Raw genomic sequence first — 12,946 nt, forward strand, 5'->3', positions numbered from 1 at the left:
CTTTGGGGCGGTGCGCCATTGGCGCGCGGCTATCAAAGACCGCAGGAGTGGAGTCTGGCTTGCCAGTCTCCACTTAATATTTCCTGCGTAGATGGTGAGTGGCCCCTTCAGATTTTCTGAATTGTCACTCCGAGAAGTGCTCTTTTGAGCATAACTTAACTTGTTAGGAGTTAATCGTGGCCTTAGGACTCGAAGATAAAAAAGCGATTGTCGCTGAAGTCCAGGAAGCGGCTCAAAGCGCTCTGTCTGCTGTTGTTGCGGATTCCCGCGGCGTAACAGTAGGCGCCATGACCTCTCTGCGTAAAGAAGCGCGTGCTGCTGGTGTATGGATGAAAGTCGTCCGTAACACCCTGGCCAAGCGTGCTGTTGAAGGTTCCAGCTTTGAGTGTCTGACTGACACCATGGTTGGTCCTACCCTGATTGCATTCTCTAACGAACACCCAGGTGCGGCTGCCCGTATCTTCAAAGAGTTCGCGAAGAAGAACGACAAGTTCGAAATCAAGGGTGGTGCCTTCGAAGGCAACGTGGTTTCCGTAGATATGCTGGCAACACTGCCGACCTACGACGAAGCCATCGCCAAGCTGATGAGCGTCATGAAAGAAGCTGCCGCTGGCAAACTGGTTCGTACTATTGCTGCAGTACGCGACCAGAAAGAACAAGAAGCCGCCTGATCGTTTCAGGCTGGCGACATCGATTTAACGAGCATTTAGCTCACATAATTCAGGAAAAGTCTCATGTCTCTGACAAAAGAAGATATCATCAACGCGATCGCTGAAATGTCTGTAATGGACGTTGTAGAACTGGTTTCTGCAATGGAAGAAAAATTCGGCGTTTCTGCAGCTGCAGCTGTAGTTGCTGGTCCAGCTGCTGGCGGCGACGCTGCTGCTGAAGTTCAGACTGAATTCGACGTAATTCTGTCTGGCGCTGGCGACAAGAAAGTTAACGTAATCAAGGCAGTACGTGAACTGACCGGTCTGGGCCTGAAAGAAGCCAAGGCTATGGTTGACGGTGCTCCTGCTACTGTTAAAGAAGGCGTTTCCAAAGAAGACGCTGACGCAGCTAAAGCCAAGCTGGAAGAAGCTGGTGCTATCGTCGAGATCAAGTAATCAGGATCTCTGCTTTACGCTGCTGCCGAAACTATCTACAGTTTTGGCACAGGGCTGACGGGAGAAATCTCGTCGGCCTTTTTCGCGTTATGGAAAACGTGGCTAAACTGGCATAACGCCAGGTTTCAACTTGCAAGGCAAGGCCTTGAACATCGGATCAACATCGATCTGGTCGAGGAAACAGTCCGGGGATAACTGATGGCTTACTCATATACTGAGAAAAAACGTATCCGTAAGGATTTCGGCAAGCTGCCGAACGTAATGGATGTGCCTTATTTGCTGGCCATTCAAATCGATTCTTACCAAAAGTTCCTGCAAAAGGGAAACAACGCTGAAGACCGCCTCGATGTAGGTCTGCATGCGGCATTCAAATCTGTATTTCCTATCATCAGCTATTCCGGAAATGCGGCTCTGGAATACGTAAGCTATCGCCTGGGTACCCCAACCTTCGACGAAAAAGAATGTATGCTGCGTGGCGTAACATACGCTGCGCCGCTGCGGGTCAAGGTGCGCCTGATCGTTTACGATAAAGAATCGTCTACCAAAGCGATCAAAGACATCAAAGAGCAAGAAGTTTACATGGGCGAAATGCCGCTGATGACCGATAACGGTACTTTTATCGTTAACGGTACCGAGCGTGTAATCGTGTCCCAGTTGCACCGTTCACCTGGTGTATTCTTCGACCATGACAAGGGTAAGACGCACTCTTCAGGCAAGCTGTTGTATAACGCTCGCGTGATTCCTTACCGTGGCTCATGGCTGGACTTCGAATTCGATCCAAAGGATCTGGTGTACGTTCGTATCGACCGTCGCCGCAAGCTGCCAGCATCTATTCTGCTGCGCGCGCTGGGTTACAGCACTGCTGAAATCCTCGAAACCTTCTTTGATAACGACGACTACCGCATTGTTGGCGGCGCTCTGAAGCTGAAGCTGATTCCATCACGCCTGCGTGGTGAAACTGCCCAGTTCGATATTCTCGACAATGACGGCAACGTGATTGTAGAAGCGGCTCGTCGTATCACTGCCCGTCATATTCGTCAGCTCGAAAAAGCCAACGTTCAGGATCTGGACGTACCGACTGAATACGTACTGGGCAAGGCCGTTGCCAAAGACATCATCGACTCCCGTACCGGTGAAGTACTGGCGACTGCCAACGCTGAAATCACAGCTGAATTGCTGGGTAAAATGGCGACTGCAGGCATTGAAAGCTTCCAGACCATTTACACCAACGAAATCGACTGCGGTTCTTTCCTGTCTGACACTCTGCGTATCGACCCAACCAGCAACCAGCTGGAATCCCTGGTCGAAATCTACCGTATGATGCGTCCTGGTGAGCCACCAACCAAGGAAAGCGCTGAAGCCCTGTTTGAAAACCTGTTCTTTACCGAAGAGCGTTACGACCTGTCTGCGGTTGGTCGTATGAAGTTCAACCGTCGTATCGGTCGTGAAGAGATTGTTGGTTCAGGCGTGCTGGATCGTGGCGATATCGTTGAGGTACTGCGTACCCTGATCGACATCCGTAACGGTAAAGGCATTGTCGACGACATCGACCACCTGGGTAACCGTCGTATCCGTTCTGTTGGCGAAATGGCCGAAAACCAGTTCCGCGTAGGTCTGGTGCGTGTTGAACGAGCAGTACGTGAGCGTCTGTCAATGGCAGAATCCGAAGGTCTGATGCCGCAGGATCTGATCAACGCCAAACCGGTTGCCGCTGCGGTGAAAGAATTCTTTGGTTCTTCCCAGCTGTCCCAGTTTATGGACCAGAACAACCCGCTGTCTGAGGTGACTCACAAGCGTCGTATTTCTGCCCTTGGCCCTGGCGGTTTGACCCGTGAACGTGCCGGCTTCGAAGTGCGTGACGTTCACGCCACTCACTACGGTCGTGTATGTCCAATTGAAACGCCTGAAGGTCCAAACATTGGTCTGATCAACTCACTGGCTTCCTATGCCCGTACCAACGAATACGGCTTCCTGGAATCGCCATACCGTATCGTTCAGGACGGTATTGTGACTGATGAGATCATTTACGTTTCTGCGATTGAAGAAGCGGATTACGTCATTGCACAGGCATCTGTTCCGACTGACGAAAACGGCCGTCTGCAGGGCGACCTGATTTCCGTTCGTCACAAGAACGAATTCACCATGATGTCGCCAGACAACGTAACCCTGCAGGATGTATCTCCGCAGCAGGTTGTGTCGATTGCGGCCTCGCTGATTCCGTTCCTCGAACACGATGACGCCAACCGCGCATTGATGGGTTCCAACATGCAGCGTCAGGCGGTTCCAACCCTGCGCTCCGAGAAGCCTCTGGTGGGTACCGGTATCGAACGTGCGGTAGCCGCTGACTCCGGTGTGTGTGTGGTTGCCAAGCGTGGTGGTGTGATCGATTCGGTTGATGCCGGTCGTATCGTTGTGAAGGTTAACGATGAAGAAACCGTTGCTGGTGAAGCCGGTGTAGATATCTACAACCTGACCAAATACACCCGTTCCAACCAGAACACCTGTATCAACCAGCGTCCGCTGGTGAAAGCCGGTGACATGGTTAACCGTGGCGACATCATGGCTGACGGTCCTTCCGTTGACCTTGGTGAGCTGGCACTGGGCCAGAACTTCCGTATCGCCTTCATGCCGTGGAACGGTTACAACTACGAAGACTCGATCCTGCTGTCCGAACGTGTTTCCCAGGAAGATCGTCTGACCACTATCCACATTCAGGAACTGACCTGTGTGGCACGTGACACCAAGCTGGGTGCGGAAGAGATCACTTCCGATATTCCAAACGTCGGTGAAGCGGCGCTGGCCAAGCTGGATGAGAGCGGTATCGTTTATATCGGTGCTGAAGTGAAGCCGGGCGACATTCTGGTCGGCAAGGTAACACCGAAAGGTGAAACCCAGCTGACTCCGGAAGAAAAACTGTTGCGTGCCATTTTCGGTGAGAAAGCTTCTGACGTTAAGGATACTTCCCTGCGCGTGAAGACCGGTACTACCGGTACGGTTATCGACGTTCAGGTATTCACCCGTGACGGCGTTGAGAAAGATCAGCGCGCCAAGGACATCGAGCGTCAGCAGCTGGATCAGGTTCGCAAGGACCTCAACGAAGAAATGCGTATCGTCCGCGGTGCGACTTTCGAGCGTCTGACTCGTGCGCTGTCTGGCCAGGCCGTTAACGTGGCTCCTGGTCTGAAGAAAGGCGACGTGCTGGCGGAAGACTACCTGGCTGGCCTGAGCGAGCAGGACTGGTGGCGTATCATCCCGCAGGATGAAACCCTGGCAGATATGCTGGAGAAAGCCGAGCAGTCGCTGATCGAACGCCAGAAAGAAGTTGATGCCAAGTTCGAAGACAAGAAACGCAAGCTGCAGACCGGTGATGACCTGGCTCCTGGCGTTCTGAAGATCGTCAAGGTGTACCTGGCTATCAAGCGTAAGATCCAGCCTGGTGACAAGATGGCTGGTCGTCACGGTAACAAAGGTGTTATCTCCGCGATCAAGCCAATCGAAGATATGCCATACGACGAAAACGGCGTAACGGTTGATATCTGTCTGAACCCGCTGGGTGTTCCGTCCCGTATGAACGTGGGTCAGATCATGGAGATCCACCTGGGTATGGCGGCCAAGGGTCTGGGTGACAAGATCAACGAAATGCTGCAGCAGCAGCGTGAAATCGCCAAGCTGCGTGAGTTGCTGAACGAGATCTACAACGGCGGCGATGCCGGTCGTATCGAAGATCTGGACGGCATGTCTGACGACGAAATCATGGAGCTGGCACGTAACCTGCGCAACGGTGTGCCAATGGCAACACCAGCGTTCGATGGTGCCAAGGAAACCGAGATCAAGCGTATGCTGAATCTGGCCGGTATTCCTGAATCCGGTCAGGTCACTCTGTACGACGGCCGTACTGGTGAAGCCTTCGACCGTAAGGTAACCGTGGGTTACATGTACATGCTGAAGCTGAACCACCTGGTAGACGACAAGATGCACGCCCGTTCTACCGGCTCCTACAGCCTGGTTACCCAGCAGCCGCTGGGTGGTAAGGCTCAGTTTGGTGGTCAGCGCTTCGGTGAGATGGAGGTGTGGGCACTGGAAGCTTACGGTGCTGCATACACCCTGCAGGAAATGCTGACTGTGAAGTCCGACGACGTGGCCGGCCGTACCAAGATGTACAAGAACATCGTGGATGGCGATCACCGGATGGAAGCAGGCATGCCGGAATCCTTCAACGTATTGGTGAAGGAAATCCGTTCCCTGGGTATCGACATCGAACTGGAAAACGAATAATCGGTCTAGCTGAGAGACCAGTCAGTCGGGACGGCTGGCTGGTTTCCTCGCTCACGCCAAGTGGAGCAATTTCTCTATGAAAGACTTAGTCAATTTTCTGCGTAGCCAGAATAATGCCGACGAGTTCGATGCCATCCGTATCGGTCTTGCCTCGCCGGACATGATTCGCTCCTGGTCCTATGGTGAAGTAAAAAAGCCAGAGACCATTAACTACCGTACTTTCAAACCAGAACGTGATGGTTTGTTCTGTGCCCGTATCTTTGGTCCTATCAAGGACTACGAATGCTTGTGTGGCAAATACAAGCGTCTGAAGCACCGCGGCGTTATCTGTGAAAAATGTGGCGTTGAAGTAACTCAGGCCAAAGTGCGTCGTGAACGCATGGGTCACATTGAGCTGGCTTCTCCGGTTGCGCACATCTGGTTCCTGAAGTCACTGCCATCCCGTATCGGTTTGATGCTGGATATGACCCTGCGTGATATCGAGCGAATCCTGTATTACGAATCCTTCGTGGTTACTGAGCCAGGCATGACGACTCTGGAACAGGGTCAGCTGCTGTCTGATGAACAGTACTACGAAGCAATCGAAGAATTTGGTGACGAATTCGAAGCCAAGATGGGTGCTGAAGCCATCCAGGCTTTGCTGGGCCACATTGAACTGGAAGAAGAAGTTCAGCGTCTGCGTGAAGAAATTCCTGCGACCAACTCTGAAACCAAGATCAAGAAGCTGTCCAAGCGTCTGAAGATTCTTGAGGCATTCTTCCAGTCCGGCAATGATCCCAAGTGGATGATCATGTCTGTGCTGCCAGTACTGCCACCGGATCTGCGTCCTCTGGTGCCGCTGGACGGCGGTCGTTTTGCGACTTCCGACCTCAACGACCTGTACCGTCGCGTGATCAACCGTAACAACCGTCTGAAGCGTCTGCTGGAGCTGAACGCACCTGACATCATCGTCCGCAACGAAAAGCGTATGCTGCAGGAAGCGGTTGATGCCTTGCTGGATAACGGTCGTCGCGGTCGCGCCATCACTGGTTCCAACAAGCGTCCTCTGAAATCCCTGGCCGACATGATCAAGGGTAAGCAGGGTCGTTTCCGTCAGAACCTGTTGGGTAAACGTGTTGACTACTCCGGTCGTTCCGTAATTACCGTAGGCCCACAGCTGCGTCTGCACCAGTGTGGTCTGCCGAAGAAGATGGCTCTGGAGCTGTTCAAGCCGTTCATCTTCTCCAAGCTGGAACACCGTGGTCTGGCTACGACCATCAAAGCTGCGAAGAAGATGGTAGAGCGCGAAACTCCGGAAGTGTGGGATATCCTCGCTGACGTGATTCGTGAACACCCGGTGATGCTGAACCGTGCGCCAACCCTGCACCGTTTGGGTATCCAGGCGTTCGAACCTCAGTTGATCGAAGGTAAGGCAATCCAGTTGCACCCATTGGTGTGTGCGGCTTACAACGCCGACTTCGACGGTGACCAGATGGCCGTTCACGTGCCGCTGACCATCGAAGCCCAGCTGGAAGCACGTGCGCTGATGATGGCAACCAACAACGTGTTGTCTCCAGCCAACGGTGAGCCAATCATCGTACCTTCCCAGGACGTGGTACTGGGTCTGTATTGGATGACCCGTGAGCGTGTAAACGCCACTGGTGAAGGCATGGTATTCGCTGATCTGGACGAAGTTCAGCGCGCTTACCAGACCGGTTCTGCGCACCTGCAGGCTCGCGTCAAGGTACGTATCAACCAGACTGTGGTTGATGAAGATGGCAACAGTGAAAGCAGCACCCTGGTGGTTGATACCACTGTTGGTCGTGCGCTGCTGTTCCGTATCGTACCAAAAGGTCTGCCATTCGAGCTGGTGAACCAGCCGATGAAGAAGAAGGCGATTTCCCGTCTGATCAACACTGCGTACCGTCGTGTGGGTCTTAAGGATACCGTTATCTTCGCTGACCAGGTGATGTACACCGGCTTCCAGTACGCAACCAAGTCCGGTTCCTCCATTGGTGTGAACGACTTTGAAATTCCGGCCGCCAAGGCAGACATCATTGCCAACGCGGATGCTGAAGTTAAGGAAATCGAAAGCCAGTTTGCTTCTGGTCTGGTGACCCACGGCGAGAAGTACAACAAGGTGATCGACATTTGGTCCCGTGCCAACGAACTGGTTGCCAAGGCGATGATGGAAAACCTGGGTAAAGAACCGGTAATTGACCGTGAGGGCAATGAGGTTCAACAGGAATCCTTCAACTCTGTCTACATGATGGCTGACTCCGGTGCTCGTGGTAGCCCGGCGCAGATTCGTCAGTTGGCTGGTATGCGTGGTCTGATGGCCAAGCCTGACGGCTCCATCATTGAGACGCCGATTGTGGCGAACTTCCGTGAAGGTCTGAACGTACTGCAGTACTTCACCTCCACTCACGGTGCTCGTAAGGGTCTGGCGGATACCGCCTTGAAGACTGCGAACTCCGGTTACCTGACTCGTCGTCTGGTTGACGTTGCGCAGGATCTGGTAGTTACCGAAAACGACTGTGGCACCACTGAAGGTCTGGTGATGACGCCGCTGATCGAAGGCGGTGACGTTGTGGTTGGTCTGGGTGACCGTATTCTGGGTCGTGTGATCGCAGAAGACGTATACCAGCCAAACACCCTGGAACTGGTTGTTCCTGCCGGTACCCTGGTTGACGAAAAGTGGGTCAAGCATATCGAAGCGGAAGGTGTGGACGAGGTGATTGTACGCTCGGCCATTACCTGTGAATCCCGTACCGGTATCTGTTCCTGCTGCTACGGTCGTGACCTCGGTCGCGGTCACCTGGTGAACGTCGGTGAAGCAGTTGGTGTTATCGCTGCCCAGTCGATCGGTGAGCCGGGTACTCAGCTGACCATGCGTACGTTCCACATTGGTGGTGCGGCATCCCGTTCTTCTGCCGCTGATAGCGTGCAGGTGAAAAATGCCGGTACCGTGCGTCTGCACAACCTGAAGACAGTTACCCGTGCTGACGGCAACCTAGTGGCGGTTTCCCGTTCCGGTTCGATCGCCATTGCGGATGAACATGGCCGTGAGCGTGAGCTGTACAAGCTGCCATACGGTGCTGTGATCAGTGTTAACGACGGTACCAAGGTTGAAGCCGGTCAGAAGGTTGCTACCTGGGATCCACACACTCACCCAATCGTTACCGAAGTGGCGGGTCGTATCGAATTCGTTGGCATGGACGAAGGCATAACCATCAAGCGTCAAACTGACGAATTGACCGGCCTGTCCAACATCGAAGTAATTGATCCGAAGGATCGTCCAGCGGCCGGTAAAGACATTCGTCCAATGGTTAAGCTGGTTGATGCCAGCGGCAATGACGTACTGCTGGCAGGTACTACCTCTCCAGCCCAGTACATGCTGCCGCCGAATGCGTTGGTGAACAACGAGAACGGTACTGAAGTGCAGGTGGGTGACGTTATCGCACGTATTCCTCAGGAAACGTCTGGTAACAAGGACATCACCGGTGGTCTGCCACGCGTTGCTGACCTGTTCGAAGCCCGTAAGCCGAAAGAGCCTGCCATTCTGGCGGAAATCTCCGGTACTGTTAGCTTCGGCAAGGAAACCAAAGGCAAGAAGCGTCTGGTAATCACTCCGAAGGATGGTGGCGAAGCTTATGAAGAGCTGATCCACAAGTGGCGTCACCTGAACGTGTTCGAAGGTGAACACGTTGAGAAGGGTGAAATCATTTCCGACGGTCCGCTGAACCCGCACGATATTCTGCGTCTGAAGACTGTTGGCGACCTGGCGATGTACATCACCAACGAAGTGCAGGAAGTTTACCGACTGCAGGGCGTAGGCATCGATGACAAGCACATCGAAGTTATCGTGCGTCAGATGCTGCGCAAGGTGTTGATCCATGACGCCGGCGATACCACCTTCATTCCAGGTGACCAGGTTGAATATGCAGCCTTCCTGGAAGAGAACGAGCGTGCTAACGCGGCTGGCCGTATCCTGGCTACCGGCGAACGTGTGCTGCTGGGTATCACCAAGGCCTCGCTGGCAACCGAATCCTTCATCTCGGCGGCTTCCTTCCAGGAAACCACCCGGGTTCTGACCGAAGGTGCGGTAACTGGCAAAGTCGACAGCCTGCGCGGTCTTAAAGAGAACGTGGTCGTGGGTCGTCTGATTCCTGCGGGTACCGGTTTGGCTTACCACGCAGAACGCAAGCGCAAGCGTCAGGTTCGTGAAAACGAACGTCATCGCTCCATGCCTGAAGTTCTGAGTGTGTCTGCAGAAGATATGGAAGCCAAGCTGAGCGAAGCGTTCAGCGACAAGTAATTGTCAGGCTTCTGAGGCAAAGGGGAGGCCTGAAGGTCTCCCTTTTGTTTATTGGTGGGGTGGTGCTGATTAATACTTGATCTGACTTGATTCGGGGATTATTATCTCCGCCCCTTTTATTGTGCCCATCTTGTATGAGCACGTTGTTAGTAATAGTTGGAGTTTGCTAAATGGCTACAATCAACCAGTTGGTTCGTAAGCCTCGTAAGCGCAAAGTGGCTAAGAGCGACGTACCTGCATTGCAGGCTTGTCCTCAGCGTCGTGGCGTGTGCACCCGTGTATACACCACTACCCCTAAAAAGCCTAACTCAGCACTGCGTAAAGTATGCCGTGTGCGTCTGACGAATGGTTTCGAAGTAACTTCTTATATCGGCGGTGAAGGTCACAACCTGCAAGAGCACAGTGTTGTTCTGATCCGTGGCGGTCGTGTGAAGGACTTGCCAGGTGTGCGTTATCACACCGTTCGTGGTTCTCTGGATACCTCTGGTGTTGCGAACCGTAAACAAGCACGTTCTAAGTACGGTGCCAAGCGTCCTAAGGGTTAATCCTTTCCGATTAACTCTGGGAACCGCTCTATCGTTTTAGATAAGAGTAAGGCTGAGCTCCCTGTTTGTTGATAGATGCTCAGACTCACCTGAAGACCTATGAGGGCTTATCATGCCAAGAAGACGCGTCGCTGCGAAACGCGAAGTGCTGCCAGATCCGAAGTTCGGAAACGTAACTCTGGCCAAATTTATGAACCACGTGATGGTTTCCGGTAAAAAATCCGTAGCTGAAAAAATCGTTTACGGTGCACTGGATATCATGACCGCAAAGCAGGGCGGTGACGCACTGGAGCTGTTCGAAAAAGCTCTGGAAGCTATCCAGCCTATGGTTGAGGTTAAGAGCCGTCGTGTGGGTGGTGCCACTTACCAGGTGCCAGTTGAAGTTCGTCCATCCCGTCGTACTGCCCTGGCTATGCGCTGGTTGGTAGATGCCTCTCGCTCCCGTGGTGAAAAGTCCATGGCTCAGCGTCTGGCTAACGAGATGATGGATGCCGCCGAAGGTAAAGGTTCAGCGGTCAAGAAGCGTGAAGACGTGCACCGTATGGCAGAAGCCAACAAAGCATTCTCTCACTATCGCTTTTAATTGATCTGAGGACGACACAGTGGCACGCACAACTCCTATCGAACGTTACCGTAATATCGGTATCTGCGCTCACGTAGATGCTGGTAAGACGACAACGACCGAGCGTGTGCTTTTCTACACCGGTGTATCTCACAAGATTGGTGAGGTGCATGATGGTGCAGCAACGATGGACTGGATGGAGCAGGAGCAGGAACGGGGGATTACGATCACCTCGGCCGCGACTACTTGTTTCTGGTCTGGTATGGCGCAGCAATTTGAGCAGCACCGTATCAACATCATTGATACTCCTGGACACGTAGACTTCACCATTGAGGTGGAACGTTCCCTGCGTGTGCTGGATGGTACTGTTGTCGTCCTTTGTGGCTCATCTGGTGTGCAGCCACAAACCGAAACCGTATGGCGTCAGGCCAATAAATATGAAGTTCCGCGCATGGTGTTCGTCAACAAGATGGACCGTGCCGGGGCCGACTATTTTATGGTCGTTGAACAGCTGAAAAAGCGTTTGGGCGCTAATGCGGTTCCGATCCAGATCAATATCGGTGCTGAAGATACCTTCAAGGGTGTTGTCGACCTGATCAAGATGAAAGCCATCATGTGGAATGAGGCTGATCAGGGTATGACCTTTACCTATGAAGATATTCCTGCTGACTTGCAGGACAAGGCTGAGGAAATGCGCGAGCACATGCTCGAAGCAGCGGCTGAAGCCAACGATGAATTAATGGACAAGTACCTTGAAGAAGGTGACTTGTCAGAAGAAGACCTGAAGGCCGGCTTGCGAGCCCGTACCCTGGCGAACGAAATTGTACTCGTTACCTGTGGTTCGGCGTTCAAGAACAAGGGTGTTCAGGCCGTGCTGGATGCGGTGATCGAATTCCTGCCATCACCTACCGAGGTGAAGGCGATTGAAGGTCACCTCAATGACGCCGCAGAGACGCTGGCGGTGCGTCATTCTGCTGATGAAGAGCCGTTTGCTGCATTGGCGTTCAAAATCGCTACAGATCCATTCGTAGGAACGCTGACGTTTATTCGTGTGTATTCCGGGGTGTTGAATTCTGGCGATGGCGTTTATAACGCAGTTAAGGGACGTCGCGAACGTGTTGGTCGTATGGTGCAGATGCACGCCAACAGTCGTGAAGAGATCAAGGAAGTACGCGCTGGTGATATTGCTGCGCTGATTGGTCTCAAGGATGTCACTACAGGGGATACCCTCTGTGACATGAATGACGTTATTACGCTGGAGCGTATGGAGTTCCCGGACCCGGTTATCTCGGTTGCGGTTGAACCTCGTTCCAAGGCAGATCAGGAAAAGATGGGTGTTGCACTGGGCAAGCTGGCTCAGGAAGATCCGTCTTTCCGGGTAGAAACAGACGAAGAAACTGGCCAGACCATTATCTCCGGCATGGGTGAGTTACACCTGGATATCATCGTTGACCGTATGCGTCGCGAGTTCAAGGTGGAATGTAACGTTGGTAAGCCACAGGTGGCCTATCGCGAGAAGATCACTGCTTCCGTTGAGATTAACCACAAGTACGCCAAGCAGTCTGGTGGTCGTGGTCAATATGGTCATGTTGTGGTTCGTTTTGAACCTGCAGAAGATGAAAACGCCGATCAGCTCGTCTTTGTTAACGAAGTGGTGGGTGGTGCAATTCCTCGTGAATACATCCCGGCTGTACAGAAGGGGATCGAGGAACAGATGAAAAACGGGGTATTGGCTGGCTACCCGTTGCTGGGCCTCAAGGCAACCTTGTTCGATGGCTCATTCCATGACGTTGACTCTAACGAGATGGCGTTTAAAATTGCCGCCTCACAAGCAACCAAACAGCTTTCAGAAAAGGGCAGTGCAGTACTGCTTGAGCCTTTGATGAAGGTTGAAGTTGTAACACCCGAAGATTATATGGGTGATGTGGTTGGCGACCTTAACCGTCGCCGAGGTCTGATTTCAGGAATGGATGATTCTCCATCAGGCAAGGTGGTGAACGCGTCTGTGCCGCTTGCAGAAATGTTTGGTTATGCAACTGACCTGCGTTCTGCTTCTCAGGGGCGCGCGACATATTCCATGGAATTTGAGAAGTATGCGGAAGCGCCTGCAAGTGTTGCCGAAGCAGTAATCAGAAAAGCTTAATCAGTTAAAGATATTGAA

7 protein-coding genes are annotated in these 12,946 nt (G+C 52.8%); all 7 read left to right on the plus strand.

From position 1 onward, the window contains the following. Positions 1-176: 176 nt before the first annotated feature. The 7 genes from rplJ to fusA all read left to right on the plus strand — a co-directional run bounded on the left by rplJ (position 177) and on the right by fusA (position 12,928). Entirely contained in the window at positions 177-671 is a 495-nt protein-coding gene (gene rplJ / locus K6123_RS10335; RefSeq protein WP_221797375.1) for a 50S ribosomal protein L10, read from the plus strand. A 63-nt stretch (positions 672-734) separates the two neighbouring features. After that, positions 735-1,106 carry a 50S ribosomal protein L7/L12 gene (rplL, locus tag K6123_RS10340; RefSeq protein ID WP_221797377.1) on the plus strand — a complete coding sequence of 124 codons (372 nt, stop codon included), beginning with the start codon at positions 735-737 and terminating at the stop codon, positions 1,104-1,106. A 198-nt stretch (positions 1,107-1,304) separates the two neighbouring features. After that, complete coding sequence (rpoB, locus tag K6123_RS10345) at positions 1,305-5,381, plus strand: DNA-directed RNA polymerase subunit beta (RefSeq protein WP_221797379.1); 4,077 nt, start codon at positions 1,305-1,307, stop codon at positions 5,379-5,381. Between the two features lie 76 nt (positions 5,382-5,457). Continuing rightward, positions 5,458-9,678, plus strand: a complete 4,221-nt coding sequence (gene rpoC, locus K6123_RS10350) for a DNA-directed RNA polymerase subunit beta' (protein WP_221797381.1) — start codon at positions 5,458-5,460, stop codon at positions 9,676-9,678. Positions 9,679-9,848: 170 nt separating this feature from the next. Beyond that, the gene (gene rpsL, locus K6123_RS10355) at positions 9,849-10,223 is read left to right on the plus strand and encodes a 30S ribosomal protein S12 (protein ID WP_221797383.1); all 375 of its coding nucleotides are present in this window, start codon (positions 9,849-9,851) and stop codon (positions 10,221-10,223) included. A gap of 112 nt (positions 10,224-10,335) precedes the next feature. Then, positions 10,336-10,806, plus strand: a complete 471-nt coding sequence (gene rpsG, locus K6123_RS10360; RefSeq protein WP_221797385.1) for a 30S ribosomal protein S7 — start codon at positions 10,336-10,338, stop codon at positions 10,804-10,806. 19 nt (positions 10,807-10,825) lie between these two features. After that, positions 10,826-12,928 carry an elongation factor G gene (fusA, locus tag K6123_RS10365; protein WP_221797387.1) on the plus strand — a complete coding sequence of 701 codons (2,103 nt, stop codon included), beginning with the start codon at positions 10,826-10,828 and terminating at the stop codon, positions 12,926-12,928. The last annotated feature ends 18 nt before the right edge of the window (positions 12,929-12,946 follow it).

The sequence above is a fragment of the Oceanobacter mangrovi genome (assembly GCF_019740315.1).
Classification (GTDB): domain Bacteria; phylum Pseudomonadota; class Gammaproteobacteria; order Pseudomonadales; family Oceanobacteraceae; genus Oceanobacter; species Oceanobacter mangrovi.